Origin of the sequence: Jiella avicenniae, from assembly GCF_021390325.1 — a bacterium.
Classification (GTDB): Bacteria; Pseudomonadota; Alphaproteobacteria; order Rhizobiales; family Rhizobiaceae; genus Jiella; species Jiella avicenniae.
This window is the reverse complement of sequence record NZ_JAJUWU010000015.1, coordinates 174,575-197,099: the sequence shown is the minus strand read 5'-3', so window position 1 is coordinate 197,099 and position 22,525 is coordinate 174,575. Positions and strand designations below refer to the sequence as shown.

18 protein-coding genes, 1 tRNA gene and 2 pseudogenes are annotated in these 22,525 nt (G+C 65.5%); 12 read left to right on the top strand and 9 right to left on the bottom strand.

Going from position 1 to position 22,525, the window contains the following annotated elements; genetic code table 11:
- Window positions 1-115 (top strand): annotated as a pseudogene (locus LZD57_RS15370) (IS5/IS1182 family transposase); the annotation flags it as partial.
- A 490-nt stretch (window positions 116-605) separates the two neighbouring features.
- Here LZD57_RS15370 and LZD57_RS15360 read toward each other — a convergent pair.
- Both LZD57_RS15360 and LZD57_RS15355 read right to left on the bottom strand, forming a co-directional pair.
- The gene (locus LZD57_RS15360; RefSeq protein WP_233720353.1) at window positions 606-1,652 is read right to left on the bottom strand and encodes a hypothetical protein; all 1,047 of its coding nucleotides are present in this window, start codon (window positions 1,650-1,652) and stop codon (window positions 606-608) included.
- Window positions 1,653-2,585 carry a sulfotransferase family 2 domain-containing protein gene (locus LZD57_RS15355; protein WP_233720365.1) on the bottom strand — a complete coding sequence of 311 codons (933 nt, stop codon included), beginning with the start codon at window positions 2,583-2,585 and terminating at the stop codon, window positions 1,653-1,655.
- Between the two features lie 162 nt (window positions 2,586-2,747).
- Between LZD57_RS15355 and LZD57_RS15350 the strand changes: the two are divergent.
- Window positions 2,748-3,417, top strand: a pseudogene (locus tag LZD57_RS15350) (hypothetical protein); the annotation flags it as partial.
- Window positions 3,418-3,464: 47 nt separating this feature from the next.
- Here LZD57_RS15350 and LZD57_RS15345 read toward each other — a convergent pair.
- The 3 genes from LZD57_RS15345 to LZD57_RS15335 form a co-directional block, all read right to left on the bottom strand.
- A complete protein-coding gene (locus tag LZD57_RS15345; RefSeq protein ID WP_233720352.1) occupies window positions 3,465-3,623 on the bottom strand; it encodes a DUF3563 family protein in 159 nt (52 codons plus the stop codon).
- Window positions 3,624-3,808: 185 nt separating this feature from the next.
- Window positions 3,809-4,903, bottom strand: a complete 1,095-nt coding sequence (locus tag LZD57_RS15340) for a PRC-barrel domain-containing protein (protein ID WP_233720351.1) — start codon at window positions 4,901-4,903, stop codon at window positions 3,809-3,811.
- Window positions 4,904-5,290: 387 nt separating this feature from the next.
- Window positions 5,291-6,793 (bottom strand): catalase, encoded by a 1,503-nt coding sequence (locus tag LZD57_RS15335; protein WP_233720350.1) that lies wholly within the window; start codon window positions 6,791-6,793, stop codon window positions 5,291-5,293.
- Window positions 6,794-6,894: 101 nt separating this feature from the next.
- Here LZD57_RS15335 and LZD57_RS15330 point away from each other — a divergent pair, with 101 nt between their 5' ends.
- From LZD57_RS15330 to LZD57_RS15320, 3 genes are all read left to right on the top strand, one after another.
- The gene (locus tag LZD57_RS15330; protein ID WP_233720349.1) at window positions 6,895-7,809 is read left to right on the top strand and encodes a hydrogen peroxide-inducible genes activator; all 915 of its coding nucleotides are present in this window, start codon (window positions 6,895-6,897) and stop codon (window positions 7,807-7,809) included.
- Between the two features lie 196 nt (window positions 7,810-8,005).
- Complete coding sequence (locus LZD57_RS15325; RefSeq protein ID WP_233720348.1) at window positions 8,006-9,157, top strand: PQQ-dependent sugar dehydrogenase; 1,152 nt, start codon at window positions 8,006-8,008, stop codon at window positions 9,155-9,157.
- Between the two features lie 109 nt (window positions 9,158-9,266).
- A complete protein-coding gene (locus LZD57_RS15320; protein WP_233720347.1) occupies window positions 9,267-10,325 on the top strand; it encodes a Gfo/Idh/MocA family protein in 1,059 nt (352 codons plus the stop codon).
- A gap of 354 nt (window positions 10,326-10,679) precedes the next feature.
- On the opposite strand, the gene guaB is transcribed toward LZD57_RS15320, so the two are convergent.
- On the bottom strand, window positions 10,680-12,179 hold the full coding sequence (gene guaB, locus LZD57_RS15315; RefSeq protein WP_233720346.1) for an IMP dehydrogenase: 1,500 nt from the start codon (window positions 12,177-12,179) through the stop codon (window positions 10,680-10,682).
- Between the two features lie 294 nt (window positions 12,180-12,473).
- On the opposite strand from guaB, the gene purU reads away from it, so the two are divergent.
- From purU to LZD57_RS15300, 3 genes are all read left to right on the top strand, one after another.
- Complete coding sequence (gene purU / locus LZD57_RS15310; protein ID WP_233720345.1) at window positions 12,474-13,325, top strand: formyltetrahydrofolate deformylase; 852 nt, start codon at window positions 12,474-12,476, stop codon at window positions 13,323-13,325.
- A gap of 71 nt (window positions 13,326-13,396) precedes the next feature.
- Complete coding sequence (locus tag LZD57_RS15305; protein WP_233720344.1) at window positions 13,397-13,636, top strand: DUF4160 domain-containing protein; 240 nt, start codon at window positions 13,397-13,399, stop codon at window positions 13,634-13,636.
- Window positions 13,626-14,045, top strand: coding sequence for a DUF2442 domain-containing protein (locus tag LZD57_RS15300; RefSeq protein ID WP_233720343.1), 420 nt, complete (start codon window positions 13,626-13,628; stop codon window positions 14,043-14,045). The genes LZD57_RS15305 and LZD57_RS15300 overlap by 11 nt, the downstream gene beginning before the upstream one ends.
- 153 nt (window positions 14,046-14,198) lie before the next feature.
- Here LZD57_RS15300 and LZD57_RS15295 read toward each other — a convergent pair.
- A tRNA-Phe gene (locus LZD57_RS15295) sits at window positions 14,199-14,274 on the bottom strand.
- Between the two features lie 568 nt (window positions 14,275-14,842).
- On the opposite strand from LZD57_RS15295, the gene LZD57_RS15290 reads away from it, so the two are divergent.
- Window positions 14,843-15,517: an HAD family hydrolase gene (locus LZD57_RS15290; protein ID WP_233720342.1), complete on the top strand. Its 675-nt coding sequence runs from the start codon at window positions 14,843-14,845 to the stop codon at window positions 15,515-15,517.
- A 70-nt stretch (window positions 15,518-15,587) separates the two neighbouring features.
- On the opposite strand, the gene LZD57_RS15285 is transcribed toward LZD57_RS15290, so the two are convergent.
- On the bottom strand, window positions 15,588-16,586 hold the full coding sequence (locus tag LZD57_RS15285; RefSeq protein ID WP_233720341.1) for a KpsF/GutQ family sugar-phosphate isomerase: 999 nt from the start codon (window positions 16,584-16,586) through the stop codon (window positions 15,588-15,590).
- 252 nt (window positions 16,587-16,838) lie between these two features.
- Between LZD57_RS15285 and LZD57_RS15280 the strand changes: the two genes are divergently transcribed.
- A complete protein-coding gene (locus LZD57_RS15280; protein ID WP_233720340.1) occupies window positions 16,839-18,593 on the top strand; it encodes an outer membrane beta-barrel protein in 1,755 nt (584 codons plus the stop codon).
- A gap of 33 nt (window positions 18,594-18,626) precedes the next feature.
- On the opposite strand, the gene galU is transcribed toward LZD57_RS15280, so the two are convergent.
- On the bottom strand, window positions 18,627-19,514 hold the full coding sequence (gene galU / locus LZD57_RS15275; RefSeq protein WP_233720339.1) for a UTP--glucose-1-phosphate uridylyltransferase GalU: 888 nt from the start codon (window positions 19,512-19,514) through the stop codon (window positions 18,627-18,629).
- Between the two features lie 303 nt (window positions 19,515-19,817).
- Here galU and LZD57_RS15270 point away from each other — a divergent pair, with 303 nt between their 5' ends.
- A complete protein-coding gene (locus LZD57_RS15270) occupies window positions 19,818-21,029 on the top strand; it encodes a lytic murein transglycosylase (RefSeq protein WP_233720338.1) in 1,212 nt (403 codons plus the stop codon).
- Between the two features lie 132 nt (window positions 21,030-21,161).
- On the top strand, window positions 21,162-22,514 hold the full coding sequence (locus LZD57_RS15265) for an SGNH/GDSL hydrolase family protein (RefSeq protein WP_233720337.1): 1,353 nt from the start codon (window positions 21,162-21,164) through the stop codon (window positions 22,512-22,514).
- The last annotated feature ends 11 nt before the right edge of the window (window positions 22,515-22,525 follow it).

Genomic DNA, 22,525 nt, shown 5'->3' with positions numbered 1-22,525 from the left:
CTTCAATCGCATCAAACAGATGCGGGGCCTTGCCACCCGTTATGACCGACGGGCCGACAACTTCATGGCCGCGCTCAAGCTCGCTGCCATCCGCATCTGGATCAATGCACAATGAGTCCGCGCCCTAATATAGGACGGGCGGAAAGAAGCGGAATCAATTCGCGGATTGGAGACGAGACCGTCGACTCGCCGGAAGCAGATCATCGGCCTTGTGAAGTATCATGAAGCCGGTGTGAAGGGCGCCATCTCTCCGCAAGCCCCGGGGTCTTGGAGGCAGCGCTATACAATTCGAAGGCCGATTACGGCGGCATGAATGTCTCCGAGGCCAAACGCCTGAAGGCTTTGGACGAGGAGAATGCCAAGCCGAAGAAGCTCCTGGCCGAACACATGACGAATATGGCTTTGCTCTGCGACCTTCTTTCGGAAAATGGTAGGGCCTGCCATCAAGCCCGACGCCGTTTCGCATCTGCGAGCCAAGACGGAGCCTGTCGGAGCGGCGGCCCTGGCAGATCGTTGGTGGCGACCGCAAGATGGCCCGCTATCAATACGCCAGCCCAGCTGAGACGGGGCCGCGCGGCAAGCTGCGCGATTTCGCCGCCCTGCAATCAGACCGGCTCGAGAAGCATGGAAGACAAACGGCGAAGCTGGATTGCTTCTACCTGCAACTGTCCTTCGATCGCCCCCTCCAATGACGCGATGACCAGATTTACGAGATGACGTATCGATGCGACTGTGAATCGCAGGGTGAAGACCAGACGACCGTCTTTCTCGACATCAGTCTTTGTTTCAGCCTGAAGCTTGCCTCCGACTAGAACCTTGAGGGCGAGTTTGTTGCCAGACAGATTGTTCTGGAGGCGAACCACGACTCCCACGATCCAGTCACCCGGGGGCAGGCTATAGGTCGGACCACTTGCAATCGATCGAGCTCGTCCCACCAGTGATATCGCCGCATCCGTCGACTTGTCTGTCGCGGTCATACAGCAAGATGGCCAGTTTATCTCGATCTCTGTCGGATCCTCGAGCATCCTTTCGTATGCTTCACTCAGGCTCCGTAGCATGGCCTGCTCGTCGTTGGAGTGTTCTGACAGCTTTGCGTAGGCTTTTTGCAGTTCAGGAACTGCGAAATTCATCGCCTCATGGATCGTCGTCCGATCATCGAGACTGCTCAAACCGAGGTCTCTCCCAACCTCGCCTATCAGAATTTCGGTGGGCTCTATTCCGTAGAATAAGGCGAGCGATCGAATGAACGGAGCAAGCAGCGCTCCCTCCGAGGGCCACGGATACCGCACCGCGCTCGTGATTTCCCCAACGAATACAAGACCTGCAAAATGCTGAGCAACAAAGCGGATCGCTTGGTGGAGGTCAGCGTCCTGCCGCGCCAGCGCGAGGCCCACGGCTTGCTCGTAGCCGCCGCCAAAGATAACAACTTTCGCGTGCGTCCTCTGAAGAAGTGTTGCCACCCGCACGTCGTGAGCACGAAGGATACCGACGAAATTGTCCGTCTTGCGCTCTTTGTACGCCTTGTAAAACCCCTCCAGCGTCTGGATGACCACCGCGTCGGCCGATCCATAGTGAGACCGAGCGATAGACTTCAGAACCTCGATTCCAACCTGGGTGTAGCCAGAGGGGGCTCCAGCTGTCAGGAACAGCATTTACGAAGCTTTTTCTAAGACCGGTGCAATTTTCGACTGAATCTGGGGGAAAGACAATTCCTCCGCGTAGAAAGACGTCAGGATATTTTCCTCGAGGATCCTCGCCTTATCGGAGATCTTCGGCTTGTGGCCCGACTTCATGCTCTGTGCAAGCTTAACCTTCGCCCCCGTGCGCGCCTCGATCTCCACCACCGCGTCTCCGACTTCCGACATGCCGTACATTTTCGTCAATCGGTCGGGCTTGCGCCCGATAAAGCCCGGTATTGCATCCGTATGATGCTGGAAATCGCGAAAGACTGCCCGATACCGCCGAAAATTCATCAAAATCTCTTCATAATCGGGCATCGTCGAAAGGCCGAAGAAATAGTCTCGCCCACGAGATTCCGCTCGCAACGAATGCGCTTCATAGATGTTTTTTGCCCAGTAGGATCGCAAGCGCGAAATCGGGTCACGAACGACCGTGAAGGAGAAATAGTCCGTGTACTTCGTTTCGAGTTCTCCGAACGGAACCGTTCGACCCCATTTTCGGGTATGGCTATGGGAAAGCTCCCCCCGGCCTTCTTCGCCATGAGCAATGAGCAATGCATCTTTAATGGTCGACGATCCCGACTTCGGTATCCCGAAGTATACGAGACGGCTTTCTTCGAACACGAGGGGTCGCCCGACAGGAATCCTAGCCGCGATAATATCCAACACGTGGGGCTCAGGCATGCGAAGGACCGTATTGCGCAGAATGCTTCGCGCGTAGATTTCCTCACCAACCATCGTCAGTATTCGGGCAAGCTTCCACCACGCCGTGATTTCGTCAGTCCCCTGCAGGAAACTCTCTAAAAGCTTGATAGCCGCAATGGGATTCTGATTCTGGAATACGAGACGGTCTGCCGTCTTCATCACTTCTTGTGCTTCTGACATATCTGCTCCGCTGCGGCGCACGTCGCTCAACCGGTTCGCTTGCGTCGGCTAACTCGACAAAGCGAACCGAAAAAGCACGACATCATTCCCGGTGCAACCACTTTCTGGCGCGGCGTCGCCTCTGCCCACTTGGGCCGGCCGCGGGATAATTGAGGGCTCTTCTGAAGGGAGGAGGAGCATTTCATGGGCAAACCGCAACGCCAATTCGGCAAGGAATTCGAGGCTGCGCGGATCGTGGTGACGAGCGGTCGCACGCAACGAGAGATCGTCAGGCACTCGGGATCGGCCAATGCAAGCCCTCGACGTCGGCTCGAGTGGGAATTTGCACCCGAATAACCGCCCGACATGTCGACGGCAGCGGAATGGCATGGTGCTCCTGGCGCATGTCTGTTCGACCTTTTCCTCGCCGAACGGGACCCATGGCAGTCCCCGCACGGTGCGCGAGTTGCGCGACAACGGGCTGGCGATCGGCCGACGCCGCGTCGCCCTACTGCGCGGGAACCGGATGAACGCGGGGGAACGGCCGCGGTTCAGAAGGACCATGGCCAGCCGCCATGCTTTCCCGTCTCCGGCAGCCAACACTGCTCCATCGACTACCGGGGCAAACGGAAAAAGCACGACATCCTCGCCTCGATGTTTGGGACGGCAAATTGCTTCGACGACGCCGCGGTCGAGACGGATTTGAAGACGCGGAAGGCTGGCGCTCTGCGAAACGGTCGTGGCGGACGGTCCTCCAGAGCCGGGCCGAGGCAACCGTCCAAACCGGCCGATACATCGACGGCTTCTCCAATCCCGTCCGGCGCCATTCGGCGCTCGACTTCGTCATCCGCTTCAAGTCGAAAGGCAGGCTGCCCAGAAATCGAAAGTCTCCACTTTCGCGAGTTCGCCGGCGGGCGCTCCTCAGAAGACGTTGAGGTTTTTGCGGAACAGCCCGCGGTCGATCTCGCGCTGGCGGCGCTCGAGGTCCGACATCGAGACGGACTGCTCGAGATAGCGGCGTTCGCGCGCCTCGCGGCTTTCCGTGCCCAGGGCGGCGCGGAGTTTGGCGGTGAAGTTCATGGCTTTCTCCTTCGTTGCCATGAAGGTAGGCGCCATTGTGCAGTGCAGCAATCCGGCGGACCGCAAAGCTCCCATGCAGCGATGCGTAGCGGTCGGTGGGGTATCGGGGGGTCTGGGACGGCAAAGGGGCCGGCGCGTCGCGCCAGCCCCCGTTTTTCAGCCCGACAGGGCGGTCCTGATCGAAGTCAGACGCTGCCGAGCGTGATGGTGCGGTCGGAATCGAGCAGCGGATAGCGATCCGTGTCGAACTCCTGCAGGCCCTCGATCTGGTTCTCCGAGATACCCTGCGCGACGAAGTTGCCGTTCTCGGCGATCAGCGAGGTCAGCGGGATCGCCACCTCCTTCTCGCCCATGCCGAGGAATCCACCCGAGCCGATGACGGCGTAGAGCTTGCCGTCGATGTTGGCGACGTTCTGGATGTCGCCGAGCATGTTGCCGTTCGTCCCGACGATGTCATACTCGGTGATCTCGTCGACGGTCATCCGGATCTCGCGGGCGGCGTCGACGGCGACGGCGATGTAGAGATCGGTGTCGTTGCCCTGCATTCCCGACTGCTGCGACGTGCTGGCGGTTCGCGTCGCGTCGTCCTGCGGATCGTTCTGCATGGACGACTGCTGCTGCGAATTGCCCTGGTTCGCGCGGTTCCGCTGCATGTCGTTCGAGGACTGGCGATCCATCTCGTTGCCCTGGGCATCCTCGTAGCGGATCTGCGGCTGGCCCTCCGGCTGGTTCACCGTCACCTCGGCGTCTTCGCGCTCATAGCGGATCTCGGGCTGCTGGTTGGCATCCTGAATCGAAACCTGCGGGCGAGCCTGCTGGACGGTGACGTTGGCCTGCGACCCGTCGTTCTCGCTGGTCTGGACGTCCGACTGGTCGGCCTCGCCGACGCTGACGCGCGGCTGCCCCTGCTCGACGTTCACGTCCGGCTGCGACTGGCTGACGTTCACCTGCGGCTCCGGCATGCGAACGGTGATTTCCGGCTGCGGAATGTCGACCGTGACGCGCGGCGCCGGCTGACGGACGATGACGGTCGGCCGGGGCTGGGTGACGTCGACGTTCGGCTGCGCCTGATCGACCGTCACGTCCGGCTCGGGAACGTCCACCCGCACCTTCGGCGCATCGGGATCGACGACGACGTCTGCCTCGCCCGCCTCGACCTGCTGGTTTTCCGTGGCCGCGGCATTGCCGTCGCGCGTTGCCTGATCGTTGTCCTGAGCAAACGCCGCCGGCGCCACCAGAATGGAACTCATCAACAGCGCGGCTCTGAACTTGTTATTCATAAACTTCCTCCGGTATTCTTCGAATCTGCAGGATCTTTCGATTTTCCTGCGGTCTCGATAAACCAACCGATGCCTCTTCGATGTGTTCCAAATGAATTTCGCCAATTCACGTCACGGCTAAACGGTGCGGTTCAGTCGCTTTACAGACTATTCAGACGGCGACGATCGCGGAAATCATCGATTGAACTGCGATGGACAGATCCACAAGCCGGAGTTCCTCGCATGCGGCGAGGAGCTGATGCGTCCTCGAACGAGTGGCATGCTCCAACGAAAAGAGGGGCCGGGCTGTGGGCCCGACCCCTCTTCGTCTTGCTCGGGCCGGAACGCTTCCGGCCTCACCTCCCCCGCGCCGACATGGGCGCGAGGCGCCATGGAATGCTCGCGGCTTTATTCGGCCGCTGCGCTGTGGCTGGTCGACAGGCTCGCCTCGGCGTCGTCGCGGCCCTGCTCGGCGATCGCCTTGCGCACGCCGGCGCCGTAGTCCGGATGCACCTTGTCGAAGTGGGCGAGCTGGCGGTCGACGATGAACTGCGGCACGCCCTGCATCGCGCCGGCGAGGTTGTGGAACAGGCGCGTCTTCTGTCCGTCGTCGAAGAGTTCGAACAGGGCCCGCGGCTGCGAATAGTGATCGGCCTTGGCGCGGAACTCGTAGCGACCGACCTGGCCGGCATATTTGTGCGGCGGCTCCTCGACGGACGGATCCTCGACCGGGCCGTCGAACGAGTTCGGCTCGTAATAGGCGTCCGGGTTGGTCTTGAGGCCGAACGGCATCGTGCCGTCGCGGTGGTAGTGGTTCACCTCGCTCTTCGGCTTGTTGACCGGCAGCGAGTCGTAATGGGTGCCGATCCGGTAGCGATGGGCGTCGGGATAGGAGAACAGGCGCCCCTGCAGCATCTTGTCCGGCGAGAAGCCGATGCCCGGCACGACGTTGGACGGGTTGAAGGCCGACTGCTCGATGTCGGAGAAATAGTTCTCCGGGTTCTTGTTCAGCTCCATCTCGCCGACCTTGATCAGCGGGTACATGCCGTGCGGCCAGACCTTGGTGAGGTCGAACGCCGACCAGCCGGTCTTCGCCTCGAACTCGGCCTCTTCACCCTCGGGCATCACCTGGATGAAGAAGTCCCACTTCGGGAAGCGGCCGTCCTCGATCATGCCATAGAGCGCTTCCTGATAGCTCTCGCGCGACTTGGCGATGACTTTCTCGGCCTCTTCGTTGACGAAGTGGGCATGGCCCTGCCGGGTCTTGAAGTGGAACTTCACCCAGAACCGCTCGCCCTTGTCGTTCCAGAGCGAGAAGGTGTGCGAGCCGTAGCCGTTCATGCGGCTGGGATCGGTCGGGATGCCGCGGTCGGACATCAGGATCGTCACCTGATGGAGCGATTCCGGGCAGAGCGACCAGAAGTCCCACATCGCCGTCGCCGAGCGCAGATTGGTGCGCGGATGGCGCTTCTGGGTGTGGATGAAATCCGGGAACTTGTAGGGGTCGGCGACGAAGAACACCGGCGTGTTGTTGCCGACGAGATCCCAGTTGCCTTCCTCGGTGTAGAACTTCAGCGCGAAGCCGCGCACGTCGCGCTCGGCGTCGGCCGCGCCCTGCTCGCCGGCCACCGTCGAGAAGCGCGCCAGCATGTCGGTCTTCGAGCCCGGTTTGAAGACCTTGGCGCGGCTGTATCGGGTGACGTCCTCTGTCACGGTCAGCGTGCCGAAGGCGCCCCAGCCCTTGGCGTGGACGACGCGCTCGGGGATGCGCTCGCGGTTCTGGTGGGCGAGCTTCTCGATGAGCTGGTAGTCTTCGAGCAGGACCGGGCCGTGTTCGCCGACGGTCTTGGAATTCTGGTTGCTGGACAGCGGCGCGCCGGCCGTCGTCGTCAGTCTCGGGCGATCAGCCATGATGGCCTCCCTTCGCGTTTGGAATCGTTCCACGGCGCAAAATACAAGACGCGCCGATAATCTCCAATCGTATTTCCATGGGGCCTCGATCGGATTATCCTATGACGATGGTCACCATTCGGCAGCTCCGTTACTTCCAGGCCCTCGGCGAGACGCTGCATTTCGGCCGCGCCGCGAAGCGTCTCAACATCAGCCAGCCGGCCCTGTCCGGGCAGATCGCCCAGATGGAAGCCGAGATGCAGTCGGCGCTGTTCGCGCGCGGGCCGGCCGGCGTCTGCCTGACGGCCGACGGCGAGCTCGTCGCGGAGCGCGTCCGCCGCATCCTCGCCGAAGTCCGCGAACTGGAAAGCCTCGCCGACCGCAGTGCCGGTCTGCTCGGCAAGCGCCTCCGGGTGGGAATGATCGCGACCGTCGCCCCCTATCTCCTGCCGCGGCTTCTGGCGTCGCTCGCGCGCGAATATCCCAAACTCGAATGCCAGGTGCGGGAAAGCGTCACCGCGCGGTTGATCGGCGATCTCAGGAACGGCGAGATCGACTGCGCCGTCGCCGCCTTGCCGCTCGACTACGCCGACGTCGAGACGATCCCCCTCTTCGAGGATCCCTTCCATCTCGCGGTGCCGGCGAGGGAGGCGGCGGCGCTGGCCGGCCCGGTGCCGGTCGAAGAGCTCGCAGCACGGCGCATGATCCTCCTCGAGGAAGGACATTGCATGCGCGCCCAGGCCCTCGACGTCTGCCGCACCGCCGGGGATTCGGATCTCGCCGGCCTTGCGGCGACGAGCCTGACGACGATCCTGCGCATGGTCGCGGGCGGCCTCGGCTCGACGCTGCTTCCCGAGATCGCGATCGCCGACGAGGCCCGCAGCGACGACATCGCCATCCTGCCGATCGAAGCCCCCGCCCCCCATCGCCAGCTGGTACTGGTCTTCCGGCCGACCTCGGCACGGCGCCGCGATCTCGAAGCCTTCGCCGAGATCATCTGCCGGTCGGTGGGAAAGCCCTGCACGGGCGCGGCGTGAAGGCGCCGGCCATCCTCCCGAAACGCTTCCCTCCACGCCGGTCACGACAGGGTGAAGCCGGATTGACCGGTCACGGGGTCTCGTTGCGGCTTCGCCGGCCCATATCGCTGAAACGAACGCGTGTCGACGGCGCGGCATCCGGGCAGACCTCTCCTGCCTACTGCGCCTTGGCCGAACGCATTTTCGCGAGGACCAGATGTTCACGAAATCCACCTTCACGACGATCGCCGCCGCGCCGCTCCTCGGCGCCGCCGTCTTCGCTGCGCCGCCGGTGGCCGCGCAGACGACCCTGACCGCCCAGAACGGAACGACGATCGACGTGACGCCGGTCGCCGAATTCGACGAGCCCTGGGCGATGACCTTCCTGCCGGACGGGTCGATGCTCGTCACCGAAAAGGCCGGCACCCTCGTGCACGTCTCGGCCGACGGCAGCCAGAAGACGCCGGTCTCCGGCGTTCCGGCCGTCGCCTATGGCGGTCAGGGCGGCCTCGGCGACGTGGTGCTGCATCCGGACTTTGCGGAGAACGGCCTCGTCTACATATCCTTCGCCGAGGAGGGCGAAGGCGGCCAGGGCGCGGCCGTGGCGCGCGGCAAGCTGGTCCGCGACGGCGAACGGCCGCAGCTCGAGGATCTCTCGGTGATCTGGCGGCAGCAACCGAAGGTCTCCGGCCAGGGGCATTATTCCCACCGCATCGCCTTCGGCCCGGACGGGATGATGTTCGTCACCTCCGGCGAGCGCCAGAAGAAGACGCCGGCGCAGGCGATGGACACCAATCTCGGCAAGATCGTCCGCCTGCATGACGACGGCGCGGTCCCGAGCGACAATCCCTTCCAGGGAGAGGGCGAGATCGCCAGGCAGTTCTGGACGATGGGCAACCGCAACATGCTCGGCATCGACTTCACCGCCGACGGGCAGCTCTGGGTCCATGAGATGGGGCCGCGCGGCGGAGACGAGCTGAACCGGATCGAACGGGGCGAGAACTACGGCTGGCCGGTCGTCTCCAACGGCGTCAACTACGACGGCAGCCCGATCCCCGACCACGACACCCGGCCGGAATTCAACGCGCCGGAGGTCTCATGGACGCCGGTGATCGCGCCGGCCGGCTTCGTCATCTACGACGGCGGGATGTTTCCCGAATGGCAGGGCGACGGCCTGATCGGCGGCCTGCGGAGCCAGGCCCTCGTCCATGTCGAACTGGACGGCGACAGCGCCCGCGAAATCGAGCGGTTCGACATGGGCAACCGCATCCGCGAGGTCGAAGAGGGCCCCGACGGCGCACTGTGGCTGCTCGAAGACGGCGCCGGCGGCCGGCTTCTGAAGTTGACGCCGCAGGACGCCGCAGGCTGAAGCCTTCGCGCGGCCGATGCTTTCGGCTCTCCGGCAAACCTTCTAGACTCCGGGATATAATGGCCGGCCGTCTCGTGCGGCCGGCCATCCCCTGACCCGAGCATCCGAAATGACCTCCTCCCCCATCCGCTGGGGCGTGATCGGCACCGGGCACATCGCCCGGCGCTTTGCCGGCGATCTCGCTCATTCGACCAGCGGCGTCCTCGCCGCGGTCGGCTCGCGGGACGGAATCCGTGCCTTTGCTTTCACTGCGGATTTCGGCAGCGGCATCCACGCCGACGAGACGGCGAAGATCCTCGCCCGGCCGGACGTCGACGCGATCTATGTCGGGACGGTCAATCGCGCCCATGCCGAGATTGCTATCGCGGCGCTCGAAGCCGGCAAGCCGGTGCTGATCGAAAAGCCCCTCGCCCCGACGCCTGCCGAGGCGCGGGCGATCCGGGACGTCGCCGAACGCCGCGGTCTCCTCGCCATGGAGGCGATGTGGATGGTGTTCACGCCGGGGATCGTCCGGCTGAGGGCGCTTCTCGCCGAGGGGACGATCGGTACACCGAAGAGCCTTTCGGCCAACCTCTCCTACGCCCGCGCCTACCGTCCGGACTTCGAACTGTTCGATGCCGAAACCGGGGGCGCGCTGCGCGATCTCGGCGTCTATCCGATCGCGCTCGCGCTGCATCTCTTCGGACCGGCGGACGACATCGCCGCCATCGTCGAGCGCAACGAGGCCGGCAGCGTCCGCCAGGCGGCCCTCGTCACCCGGCACGGGCCGGTTCTGACGAAGCTTTCCTGCGGCTTCGAGACCGAAGGACCGAACGGTGCCATGGTCTCCGGCGAACATGGCCGGATCGCTCTCGCCGGACCGTTCTTCTGCCCGCCGGCCCTGGCGCTGAAGCGGCACGAGGCCGGAACCGCGCTCGACCATCGCGAGGGCGCGACGTCCGCCTCGGATGCCGACGGATCGCAGCCGGCGGATCGCACCCTCTTGGTTCCCTCTCCTCAGGGCGAGACCATCCACACCCCCGTCACCGGCAGCGGCCTGCAATATCAGGCCGACCACTTCGCCGAATGCCTGCGAGCAGGATTGCGGGAGAGCCCCGTCCACCCGCTCTCGGCAAGCCTTGCGGCGATCGAGATCATGGAGAGGGCGGGGCGCTCGCCGTCGATTTGAGGCAAAAAGAACTGCACATTCAGAAGGGCCGCTGACCAGCAGAGACCCAGCGGCCCCAACGTAGCCGGACAACGACGAACCTTCGCGGCCTCGTCATTCTCGGCCCCCGTGCCGAAAATCCAGGGGCAGCCGCCGCTGCCTCACCCGCTTCCGCCTCCCTGCAGCTGAAGCCCTTGGCCCCCTACGATTCCTGGATTCTCGGGACGGGGCCCGAGAATGACGAGGCGTTGAGGTAGGCCCCTCCACTTTCGGCTTCCCAACGCCTCGCACGTCGCCGCAGCACGGCGCGTGAACGGCCGCCGCGCTGCTCGAACGCAGCAGCCCTATGGCAGCGCCGCCTCGCCCCCGCCAGCCTCAGCTCCCCGGATAGTTCGGGCTTTCGCGGGTGATCGTGACGTCGTGAGGATGGCTCTCGCGAAGGCCCGCATTGGAGATGCGGATGAAGCGGGCGCGGGTGCGCAGCTGTTCGAGATCGGCGGCGCCGACATAGCCCATCGCCGCCCGGAGGCCACCGGCGAGCTGATGCAGGACGGCCGCGACCTGGCCCTTGTAGGCCACCTGACCCTCGATGCCCTCGGGGACCAGCTTCAGGGTGTCGCGCACCTCGGCCTGGAAGTAGCGGTCGGCCGAGCCGCGCGCCATCGCACCGACCGACCCCATGCCGCGATAGGCTTTGTAGGAGCGGCCCTGATGGAGATAGATCTCGCCCGGGCTCTCGTCCGTGCCGGCGAGGAGCGAACCGACCATGGCGGCCGATGCGCCCGCCGCCAGCGCCTTGGCGATGTCGCCGGAAAACTTGATGCCGCCGTCGGCGATGATCGGAATACCGGCCCTGTCGGCCGCCTCCGCCGCGCTCATGATCGCCGAAAGCTGCGGCATGCCGACGCCGGCGACGACCCGGGTGGTGCAGATCGAGCCCGGGCCGATGCCGACCTTGACGCCGTCGGCTCCGACATCGATCAGCGCCTTGGTACCGTCGGCGGTGGCGACGTTGCCGGCGATGATCTGGACGGAATTGGAGAGCTGCCGGACCCGGCCGACCGCATCGAGGACGCGCTGGGAATGGCCGTGGGCGGTGTCGATGACGATGAGGTCCACCCCGGCGTCGATCAGCCGTTCGGCCCGCTCGAAGCCGTCGTCGCCGACCGACGTCGCTGCGGCGGCGAGGAGGCGGCCATGCGGGTCCTTGGCGGCGTTCGGATTGAGCTGGGACTTCTCGATGTCCTTGACCGTGATCAGGCCGATGCAGTTGTCCTCGGCGTCGACCACGACGAGCTTCTCGATCCGGTGCTGGTGGAGCAGGCGCTTGGCCTCCTCCTGTTCGACCGATTCGCGCACCGTGATCAGCGGCTTCCTGGTCATCAGCTCGGCGATCGGCTGGGAATCCTCGGTGGCGAAGCGCACGTCGCGATTGGTCAGAATGCCGACGAGACGGCCTCTTGTCTGGCCGCCGCGGCCGCCGTTCTCGACGACGGGAATGCCGGAGATGTGATGCGAGGCCATCAGCGCGCGGGCGTCGCCGAGGGTCGCCTCCGGTCCGATGGTCACCGGATTGACCACCATGCCGCTCTCGAACTTCTTCACCTGCCGCACTTCCTCGGCCTGCTCGATCGGCGTCAGGTTGCGGTGGATGACGCCGATGCCGCCGGCCTGGGCCATGGCGATGGCGAGCCGCGCCTCGGTGACGGTGTCCATCGCCGCCGAGAGGATCGGCAGGTTGAGCTCCAGCGTCTTGGTGATCCTGGTGCGGAGGCTGGTCTGATTCGGCAGGACCTCCGAATGACCAGGCTGCAGCAGCACGTCGTCGAAGGTGAGCGCCGTCGCGCCGGTGGGAGTCTCGATGATCTGGGCCATGCCATGCCTCCGGCAAAGGCGGATCGCCTTCGCAACGCGTCAAAAGGGATGGCAAGGGCTGCTACCACGCGTTCATGACAATGGGAAGCATGGCAGGTCATGAAGCCTCCGAAAAGGCTGGCGTTTCCCCCGCCGATGAGGACCGCCCGCGAAGACGGAGCGTTCGACGATCGCGCGAAGGGGGGCGGGTCGCTGGAAAGTGGCGCGATGTTCTTCTAATCAGGCGGCGAAAGCCGCGGGCCTCGGCCGGATCTTCGCCGAGGACCGGAGCGGCAACGGATCGTGAGGCGAGCCATGGCCAAGAGCACCATCATCACCCTCTCCTGCGAGGACCGTCCCGGCATCGTCGCCGGGCTGACGACCGAACTCTTCGAGGCGGGCGCCAACATCGCCGAGAGCGCCCAGTTCTGGGATCGCGATTCGGGCCGCTTCTTCCTCAGGATCGCCGCCGACTTCGAGGCCGACGTCGAGCGCGAGAGCCTGGAGCGCCAGCTCTCCCCCCTCGCCGACCGCTTCGGCATGCATCTGAAGATCCGCGACGCGGCGCGCCGGCCGAAGATCGTCGTCATGGTCTCGGCCTTCGACCACGCGCTGCTGCATCTCCTCTACCAGATCCGCGTCGGCTGGCTGGACGCCGAAGTGGTCGCCATCGTCTCGAATCGTGAGAACAGCCGCGAGACGGCAGAGGCGGCGGGCATCCCCTTCCACCACTGGCCGGTGACGAAGGAGACCAAGGCCGAGCAGGAGGAAAAGCTCCTGAAGCTCGTCCGCGAGACCGACTGCGACCTCGTCGTCCTCGCCCGCTACATGCAGATCTTGTCCGACAACCTCTCCCGGCGGCTCTCGGGCAAGGTGATCAACATCCACCACTCCTTCCTGCCGAGCTTCAAGGGCGCCAAGCCCTACCACCAGGCCCACCAGCGCGGCGTCAAGCTGATCGGCGCGACGGCCCACTACGTCACCGCCGACCTCGACGAAGGCCCGATCATCGAGCAGGAGACCGAGCGAGTCTCGCATGCCCTCTCGGCCGACGACCTCGTCGCCGTCGGCCGCGACATCGAGGCCCGTGTGTTGGCGCGGGCGGTGAAGCTGCATCTGGAGGGCCGGGTGATGCTGAACGGGACGCGGACGGTGGTGTTTGGGTGAGGCGGTCCCCCCCCGTGGCGTCGCTGAGATGACTGCGTTGAAAACCCATCGTGATGGGTTTATGATGAGACATGGTCACGGTGCTTCGTGCCGGCGGTCTGGCCGTCCGCATCTACAAGGATGATCATCCGCCTGCCCATGTTCACGTCGTCGGCGACGGCGTCGCCAAGATCGACCTCGTGGGTGCCGATGGGCCCGAGCTCGTCTGGGCGAAGGGGATGACGCGGGCAGAGGTGCGCCGGGCCGTCGCACTCGTCGTCGAGAACCGCTTCAAGCTTTTGTCCGCATGGAGAGACATTCATGGCGCGTGAACTCACCGATGAAGCCATCGACTCGGCGATCGAGCGGGGCAGCCGGCTCGATAAAAGCTTTCCCACCCCGAGTTCGGCTCGTTTCGAAGCTGCGTCCGGGCAGATCGTGGTCGAATTCACCAATGGATCGGCCTTCATGGTGCCTGCCCGCGCATTGCAGGACCTCGAAGAAGCCTCGGATGATGACCTTGCGGCGGTCACGATCGAGAATGGCTACGCCTTGCGCTGGGATCGGCTGGACGTCGATTTCACGATCCCCGGCCTGATGGCCGGCGTCTTCGGCACGGCCCGCTTCATGGCTTCCGAAGCCGGTCGAGCCCGTTCGGCGGCCAAGGCAAAGGCCGCGCGGGAAAATGGGCGCAAGGGCGGGCGGCCGCGGAAGGCGATCGCAGGGACTTCAACCGGCTGAATCGCGTGTTGCCGCCGGGGCCGCGGAGTGACGCCGTCGGGCGTCAAACGCAGCATTCGTCGGGACGGGAATCTGCTCCGGACGATCGACCCCAAGTCAGTCGCAAGACCAAGCCGAGCCATGCGTGACGTGTCGTGTGGGAGGGTGTCGAAATGGTGCCCGGGACTGGAATCGAACCAGTGACACTGCGATTTTCAGTCGCATGCTCTACCAACTGAGCTACCCGGGCCCGCCGCCGAGGGGCGCTCACAGGCGTTCTGTGATCACCGATCCGGCGGGGAGTGGCGGCCTTATAGAAAAGGATTTCGGGCCTGTCCAGCGGCAATCCCGCCTCGCCCGGAAATCGCTTCCAGGCAGGCGCCGCGGGCGACGCTTCGATCTTGCTCCCGGCGGGGGAGATGGCGGCAGGCAGGGGGGAGTGACGCCGCGCCCCAGCTTTCCGACGCCTGCGCCACCCTTTCCACGTCGTCATCCTCGGCCTCGTGCCGAGGATCTCCTGCCGATGAAGCGGTCAATCGGGGGAGGAAGGGGCGCGTTCCCTGCCAAGATTCTGGAGCGAAACCGCCGGTAGATCCTCGGCACGAGGCCGAGGATGACGGCGGGGGAAAGGCCATGCCCCGTCAACCGTCGCTGGCGCGAGGTGTTCGGCTTCTTGACGAAGCCCTTCGTCCGGCGCCACCCGCGCGCTTCCGTGGCGCGCTGATCATCGGGCGTCAGAGGGCTCGAAATCTTCCCATGGAACCGGCGCCGGCGGCCCTTATCTTTCCGCCTCCCATCGCCCGCTCCCGGAGGCCGTCATGCGCCAACGCCCCGCCTTCCTGTTCGATCTCGACGGCACGCTGGTCGACAGCGTCTATCAGCACGTCCTGTCCTGGAAGGACGCGCTCGACGCGGAGGGAATCGCGCTGTCGGTCTGGCGCATCCACCGCAAGATCGGGATGAGCGGCGGGCTGTTCACCAACCAGCTTCTGCGCGAGATCGGCGAGGAGATCACCGAGGAAAAGCGCGAGCGGCTGCGCCAGGCCCATGCTGAGGCGTATCGGACCCATTCGAAGAGCGTCGTGCCGCTGCCCGGCGCGCGCGAACTCCTCGACACGCTGACGCGGGACAAGCTCGCCTGGGCAATCGCCACCTCGGGACGGATGGAGACGGCGAAGCACAATCTCGACCGGCTGGGCGTCGACCCGGACGAAGTGCCGGTCGTCACCCGCGATGCCGTCACCTACGCCAAGCCCGAGCCGGACCTCTTCATCGCGGCGGCCGAGCGCCTCGGCGTGCCGATCGAAGGGGCGATGGTCGTCGGCGATTCGATCTGGGACATGCTCGCCGCCCAGCGCTGCCGGGCGCTCGGCGTCGGGCTTCTGTCGGGCGGCTATGGCGGCGAGGAGCTGGAGCGCGCCGGCGCCTTCCGGGTTTACGAGGATCCGGCCGGCATGCTCGACCATCTCGACGAGGTCGGCGGCCGGAGTTGAGCCGGCTTTCGCGCCCGCCAGAGGAAGACGATCAGCGTGGCCAGGCGATCAGGCCCCGCGGCGCCCGGGATCAGGCGACGCCGAGGCGCAGGAGGTCGTGCAGGTGGACGATGCCGACCGGCCGTCCCTCGCGCACCACCATCACGGCGGTGATGTTGCGGGTGTTGATCATCTCCAGCGCCGCGACGGCGAGCGTCTCCGGCACGATCGTCTTCGGTCCCGGCGTCATCACCTGATCGACGGTGCGTGCCAAAAGGCCGGCGTCGAGGTTGCGGCGCAGATCGCCGTCGGTGATGATGCCCTTCAGCCTGCCGTCCTCGCCGATCACGCCGACGCAGCCGAAGCCCTTGCGCGACATGACGATGATCGCTTCCGACATCAGCGTGCCGGAGGCGCAGAGCGGCATCGCCTCGCCGGTGTGCATGATGTCGGCGACGTGCTTGAGGCTCGCGCCGAGCTGGCCGCCGGGATGGAAGACGTGGAAATCGTCCGGCGTGAAGCCGCGCCGCTCGAGCAGCGCCACGGCCAGCGCGTCGCCCATGACGAGCTGCATGGTCGAGGAGGAGGTCGGCGCGAGGCCGAGCGGGCAAGCTTCCAGCGCCCGCGGCAGCTGCAGCGTCACGTCGGCCTCGCGGGCGAGCGTCGAGTTCGGCCGCGAGGTGACGGCGATGAGCGGGATGCGGAACCGCCTGGAATAGGCGACGATGCCGTGGAGTTCGGCCGTCTCGCCGGACCATGACATGGCGAGGATCGCGTCGTCCTTGCCGATCATGCCGAGATCGCCGTGATTGGCCTCGGACGGGTGGACGAAGAAGGACGGCGTGCCGGTCGAGGCGAAGGTGGAGGCGATCTTCGAGCCGATGTGGCCGCTCTTGCCGACGCCGGTGACGATCAGCCGGCCGCTCACCGCCGCGATCAGGTCCAGCGCCCGTTCGAAACTCGCCGCCATGTCCGTCTTGATCAGAACCGACAAAGCCTTCAGCGCCTCGATCTCGGTCTCGATCGTGCGGGCGGCGGAGCGGGAACCGGCATGATCTTCGGCGAGGGGCTGGGCGATCGGCAGGGACATGTCGTTTGTCTCGTCTTGGCCCGGCATGCGGCTTCGAACCCGCAGCGCCCGGCAATGATGTCACGCTCTCGGCCATGTGAGGCAAACGTGACCATATCGGGACCAGAGCGGCAATTCCTGTTTCGCGCAACCACCGACGGTTAGCTTCCGGTTAACAAAGTGTCCGATCGGCAACAATCGGTCACGTCTCCTGAGGATCGCCGCCGGCCACGCAGCCGGCGCGTCGTCCACGGATTGCGGGCAAGCGCGACGATGGGCCAAAGCCGAGGTCATGTCCTATTTCCGGTGCTGCTGCTGGCGGCCGGCCTCGGCGCGCCCGTCCCCGCCCTCGCCCAGCAGGTCCTCTCCGGCGGCGTCTTGCGCGACAGCGTCGACGCGCCGCCGCAGCAGGTGCGGCTCGCCGATCCCGATAGCGATCTGATCGAGGCTCTCGGCGCCTATGACGGGCAGCGGTTGGTCTCGCCCGGCGAAAAGGGCAAGGATCCGTCCAAGCTGCGCGACGTCGCCGACCCCGTCGCCGAGGACAGGGCGGCGGACACGGCGGCATCGGACGAGCCGGACACGCCGAAACCGAAGCGGGGCTTCGATCTGATGGAAGCGGCGCCGCCGCGTCTCATCGACAATGGCCGCTCATCGGCGGCCAAACGCGTCAATTCCGCTGCGACACCGGCGCTGCGCAGCGGCGCTCTGCGTGACGCGGACGGGCGTCCGGTCGACGACACGCGGACCGGGACCGCGGCCACCGAGGACGGTCTGCCGGCACTCGCCAATCCGACGCTGGGCGCCGGCATCGCCGACGAGACCCTTCCGGCCCAGTCGACCCTCCGCCAGAACCGGGCAGCCGAGACCATCGACCGGCTCCGCCGGCTGAAGAGTTCGGACGAGGACGATCCCTTCGCGCCGGTCGGCACGCGGGTGGGGACGTTCATCCTCTATCCCGAGCTGATCGAGACGGTCGGCGTCTCGAACAATCTCGACAACGACGCCGCGGCCACCAAGGGCGCCTTCAGCGAGACGATCCTGTCGTCGCGTCTCGTCTCAGACTGGGCGACGAACCAGGCCGAGTTCAATTCGCGCTTTTCCTATCGGCACGACTTTGCCGGCGAGACGCGGGAAGATCCCACTGCCTCCGCCGATGGCCGCCTGCGCCTCGACCTGTCCAGCGACACGATCGCGACGTTTCGCGGAGCGATCGACTTCCAGCGCGAGGACTATTCCGACGTTCTCGACGACACGACGCTGTCCGGCCGGGCCGGCGTCTTATCCGGTTCCCTGGCGGCCGAAGTCTCCCACGATTTCCATCCGGTAAACGTGTCCGGCACGCTGACGGCCGCGCGCAAATCCTATTTCAGCCTGCCGGATGGCAGCGTCGACGAGGACTATACGACGCTGACCGCCGCGCTGCGGACCGGATACGACGTCTCGCCGGCTCTTCAGCCTTTCGTCGAAGCCAGCCTCGGGCGACGGATCTTCGACGTCGCCGCACCGGACGGGCGGGACGCCGGCGACCGCGACGCCTGGCTGCCGGCGCTGAGGGCCGGCATCGGCATCGATCTGCGCGACAAGCTGCGGGGCGAAGTCGCCCTCGGATACGCCTGGAACGTTCCCGACGACGTGGCCGTCGAGACCACCGCCTCGCCGACGCTCGACGCCAGCCTGGTCTGGTCGCCGCAGCGCGGCACCGACGTGACGCTGTCCGGCCGCACCAGCTTCGAGCCGGAACTCACCGGCCAATCGGCGAAGACGAATTACGAGACGTCGGTCGCGATTGCCCATTCCCTGAGCGCCCGTACCACGCTGACCGCCGCCGCCAGCTTCGGCTACGAGGATTCGACCGTTCCCGACGAAGACAAGATGCTGCTCTCCGGCGAAGCCGGGTTCACCTATTGGCTCAACCGGCAGTTCGCCCTGACCGGCTCGTACGAGCACCGCCGGTCCTTCGCGATCGTGGAAAGCGATCGCTACAGCGCCGACACCGTCAAGCTCGGCGTTACGCTGCAGCGCTGAGGCGCCGGTGCGGACAGCGGAGGCGCCCGGAGGTCACTCGGCAGGCTTCACCGTCTGCATCAGCCGCTCCATGTTGCCGATGACCTTCTCGCGAATGTCCGGCCGATAGAGCGCGAAGGCGACGTTCGCCTCGATGAAGCCTTCCTTCGAGCCGCAGTCGAAGGTCCGGCCGGTGAACGGATAGGCGGCGAAGTCCTGGCTCTCGGCGAGCTTCAGCATACCGTCGGTGAGCTGGATCTCGTTGCCGGCGCCCTTTTCCTGGGTGGCGAGGATGTCGAAGATCTCCGGCTGCAGGATGTAGCGCCCGGAGATCGAGAAGTTCGAAGGCGCGTCCTCCGGCTTCGGCTTTTCCACCATGCCGGTGATCTTGAAGCCGTTGCCGACCACGTCGCCCTTGCCGACGATGCCATATTTGTGGGTCTCTTGCGGATCGCATTCCTCGACCGAGATGACGTTGCCGCCGGTCTTCTCGTAGAGCGCCACCATTTCGGCGAGGCAGCCCTTCTCGGCCTGCATGATCATGTCCGGCAGAAGGATGGCGAAGGGCTCGTTGCCGACGAGGTCGCGGGCGCACCAGATCGCATGGCCGAGGCCGAGCGGCGCCTGCTGGCGGGTGAAGCTCGCGGTGCCGGGTCTCGGCTGGAGATCGTCGAGAAGCTTCAGCTCCGCGGTCTTGCCGCGCTCGGCGAGCGTATTGGAGAGTTCGACCTGGATGTCGAAATAGTCCTCGATGACGCCCTTGTTGCGGCCCGTGACGAAGATCAGATGATCGATGCCGGCTTCCTTCGCCTCGTCGACGACGTACTGGATCACCGGCCGGTCGACGACCGTCAGCATCTCCTTCGGGATCGCCTTGGTGGCGGGCAGGAAGCGTGTTCCGAGGCCGGCGACGGGGAATACGGCTTTACGGACCTTCTTCATCGGAAAGGCATCTCCTGAAATTGCGACCAAACGTCCCGGTCGGAGCCGGCGACAAACATCTTGCGGCGGCAGCCAAAGTCAACTGCCGCCCTCGCCTCCCGCAGAACCGACTATCACGGCAGCGATGCGGCGTTTACGGAAAATCAACGACGTCGTTAACCGGCGCCCGTCTCGCCGCCGGACGCTGCGGCGGAAAACCGGGAGATGGTAAACATCCCGTTTACGTCTTTGCTGCAGAATTGCCGTTCTCTTGTTGAACGATGCCAAGCCGAGAGGAAAGCAATGCACCATACAAGGACAACGATGACCCTCGCCCGCCTGGCCGCCGGACTGTTCGCCCTGTTTCTCGTCGCCGCGCTCGGTTCGCCCGCAAATGCCGACGCCGGCTTCGTGCGCTGGATCCAGAACTTCGAGACCGTCGCGGCACAGTCCGGCGTCTCGCGGGAGGTCTATCGCGCGGCCTTCGCCGGGATCACCGAACCCGATCCGGAAGTGCTTCAGAAGGCCCGCTACCAGCCCGAATTCCGCGACAAGGTGTGGGACTACATCGACAACCGGGTGAACGACGAGCAGGTCGCCAAGGGGCGCTCCGCCCGGGCGCAGCTCTCGACGTGGCTCGACCGGATCGAGAAGCGTTTCGGCGTCGATCGCGACATCCTCCTCGCGATCTGGTCGATGGAGACCAATTACGGCCAGATCCTCCAGCGCCAGGACGTGATGCGCTCGCTGCCGCGCTCGCTGGCGACGCTGGCCTATCTCGACAAGTCGCGGGCGAAGTTCGCCCGCGAGCAGCTGATCGCGGCGCTGAAGATCGCCCAGTCCGGCGACATCAAGGTCAGCGAGTTGATCAGCTCCTGGGCCGGCGCGATGGGCCACACCCAGTTCATCCCCACCAGCTATCGCGCCTACAAGGTCGACATGGACGGCGACGGCCACGCCAACATCTGGGAATCGGTCCCCGACGCCCTGGCGACGGCCGCCAACCTCCTGCACCGAAACGGCTGGCAGCCGGGCCGGACCTGGGGCTACGAGGTCATCGTGCCGGACAAGTATCGCGGCAAGCTGGAGCGCGACAATCGCAGCATCTCGCAATGGGCGAGCCTGGGCTTCCGCCGCGCCAACGGCCGGCCCTTCCCGGACGGCGGCGAGCGCGCCAATCTCGTGCGCCTCGCCGGCGACAACGGCCCGGCCTTCCTGATGACCAAGAACTTCTTCGTCATCAAGCGCTACAACAATGCGGACAAATACGCCCTTGCGGTCGGCCTTCTCGGCGACCAGATCGGCGGCTATCCCGGCCTCGTCGTCGATTGGCCGCGCGGCTACACGCCGCTGTCGACGGACGAGCGCTACGAGCTGCAGAAGCATCTGTCGCGCTTCGGGCTCTACGACGGCAAGATCGACGGCAAGATCGGCTCGGGATCGAAAGCGGCGATCATGGCGTTGCAGCAACAGGCAGGCATGGCGCAGGACGGCAATGCTTCGAAAGCGCTACTCGAATTCCTTCGCACGCGTTAGCTTGGGAAGGAGACTTCGAACGACACCCGATTGCCGACTGGCGGGATGGCCGGCGGCAATCGGCACGGGACGGTGCAGATGAGTTTGCGAAGCGGACCGAAAAGGGGGTTGCGACGGCACGGACCCGGTCGCATGGCTGGCCTTGCAGCCCTGGTGGCGCTCGCCCTCCTGCCCTTCCTCGCCATCACGGGACACCCCTCCTCCGCCGTCGCGCAGGAACGGCCGAGAACCATTCTCGACATGCTGTTCGGCAACGGCCTGCAGCAGCAGCGGCGCCGGCCCTACCGAATCGACAACCGCAACAGCGTCAGCGACGATCCTCGCCCCGCGACCCGGCAGGCGCCGAGCCGCAGCCAGCGCAAGTCCCGCTCGAGCGCCCCGGCACCGCGGGCTTCGGCACCCCGGCCGGCGCAGCCCGCGGTGACCGAGAAGGCCGAGGACGCCAAGACGGTCCTCGTCGTCGGCGACTTTCTCGCCGCGTCTCTCGCAAACGGCCTGAAGGACGCTTATGCCGACCGTCGGATGGTGAACGTCAAGGCGGCGTCGAACGGCTCGTCCGGTCTCGTGCGTCAGGATCACTACGACTGGCCGGCAAAGCTCGGGCCGCTGATCGAGGAGAACGAGCCGGCGGTCGTCGTGATGATGATCGGCTCCAACGATCGCCAGCCGATCTACGGCGAGAACGGCACCATGTCTCTGCGCTCGCCGGAGTGGAATGCCGAATACGAGCGCCGGGTCGGCGAGATCGCCGACATTGCCGCCAAACATCAGGTCCCGCTGGTCTGGGTCGGCGCGCCCTCCTTCAAGTTCGATCGGATGAGCGAGGACATGGTCTATTTCAACGACCTGTATCGCCAGGCCGCGCAGCGGGTTTCCGGCGAGTATGTCGACGTCTGGGAAGGCTTCGTCGACGAAAACGACGACTTCATTTATTCGGGCCCGAGCGTCGATGGGCAGACCGTGCAGCTGCGCAATTCCGACGGCATCACCATGACGGATGCCGGCAACGACAAGCTCGCCTTCTTCGCCCGGAAGGCGGTCGATCGCTTCGTCGCCACGGACACGCCGGCAGAGTCGTTCAACGACCAGGCCGGGATCGTGCTTCCGCCGCTTGCCAGCGCGGCGACGGCGGTGCGCTCGCCACCGGTGTCGCTCGCCGATCCGGCGCTCGACGGCGGCGATGCCCTCCTCGGTGGCGGCACCACCCACATCGGCCTCTCCCTCGAGCCCTCGCCCCGGGACAAGCTGGTTCTCAACGGCCGCGGCACCGGCCATGTCGACGGACGGGCCGACGATTTTGCCTGGAACGACAAATCCTCCGCCGTCGGCCCCGGCGAGAGGCCGGTGGCCTATCAGGGTTCGCTCGACCTCAAGAAGATCCGCCAGGACCAGGGCATCAAACCGCCGCCGGAAATGCCGACCATCCTCGATGCGATCATGGACGACTGGTCGCAGAGCAACGCGGAAGCCCAGGGGGGCCAATAGCCCCGCCGAGC

Excerpts from the sequence above, each read along its gene's own strand:
- LZD57_RS15360 (WP_233720353.1), bottom strand. The coding sequence starts at position 1,652 with ATGCTGTTCCTGACAGCTGGAGCCCCCTCTGGCTACACCCAGGTTGGA.
- LZD57_RS15345 (WP_233720352.1), bottom strand. The coding sequence starts at position 3,623 with ATGAACTTCACCGCCAAACTCCGCGCCGCCCTGGGCACGGAAAGCCGC.
- LZD57_RS15340 (WP_233720351.1), bottom strand. The coding sequence starts at position 4,903 with ATGAATAACAAGTTCAGAGCCGCGCTGTTGATGAGTTCCATTCTGGTG.
- LZD57_RS15335 (WP_233720350.1), bottom strand. The coding sequence starts at position 6,793 with ATGGCTGATCGCCCGAGACTGACGACGACGGCCGGCGCGCCGCTGTCC.
- LZD57_RS15330 (WP_233720349.1), top strand. The coding sequence starts at position 6,895 with ATGACGATGGTCACCATTCGGCAGCTCCGTTACTTCCAGGCCCTCGGC.
- LZD57_RS15325 (WP_233720348.1), top strand. The coding sequence starts at position 8,006 with ATGTTCACGAAATCCACCTTCACGACGATCGCCGCCGCGCCGCTCCTC.
- LZD57_RS15320 (WP_233720347.1), top strand. The coding sequence starts at position 9,267 with ATGACCTCCTCCCCCATCCGCTGGGGCGTGATCGGCACCGGGCACATC.
- guaB (WP_233720346.1), bottom strand. The coding sequence starts at position 12,179 with ATGGCCCAGATCATCGAGACTCCCACCGGCGCGACGGCGCTCACCTTC.
- purU (WP_233720345.1), top strand. The coding sequence starts at position 12,474 with ATGGCCAAGAGCACCATCATCACCCTCTCCTGCGAGGACCGTCCCGGC.
- LZD57_RS15305 (WP_233720344.1), top strand. The coding sequence starts at position 13,397 with ATGGTCACGGTGCTTCGTGCCGGCGGTCTGGCCGTCCGCATCTACAAG.
- LZD57_RS15300 (WP_233720343.1), top strand. The coding sequence starts at position 13,626 with ATGGCGCGTGAACTCACCGATGAAGCCATCGACTCGGCGATCGAGCGG.
- LZD57_RS15290 (WP_233720342.1), top strand. The coding sequence starts at position 14,843 with ATGCGCCAACGCCCCGCCTTCCTGTTCGATCTCGACGGCACGCTGGTC.
- LZD57_RS15285 (WP_233720341.1), bottom strand. The coding sequence starts at position 16,586 with ATGTCCCTGCCGATCGCCCAGCCCCTCGCCGAAGATCATGCCGGTTCC.
- LZD57_RS15280 (WP_233720340.1), top strand. The coding sequence starts at position 16,839 with ATGGGCCAAAGCCGAGGTCATGTCCTATTTCCGGTGCTGCTGCTGGCG.
- galU (WP_233720339.1), bottom strand. The coding sequence starts at position 19,514 with ATGAAGAAGGTCCGTAAAGCCGTATTCCCCGTCGCCGGCCTCGGAACA.
- LZD57_RS15270 (WP_233720338.1), top strand. The coding sequence starts at position 19,818 with ATGACCCTCGCCCGCCTGGCCGCCGGACTGTTCGCCCTGTTTCTCGTC.
- LZD57_RS15265 (WP_233720337.1), top strand. The coding sequence starts at position 21,162 with ATGGCTGGCCTTGCAGCCCTGGTGGCGCTCGCCCTCCTGCCCTTCCTC.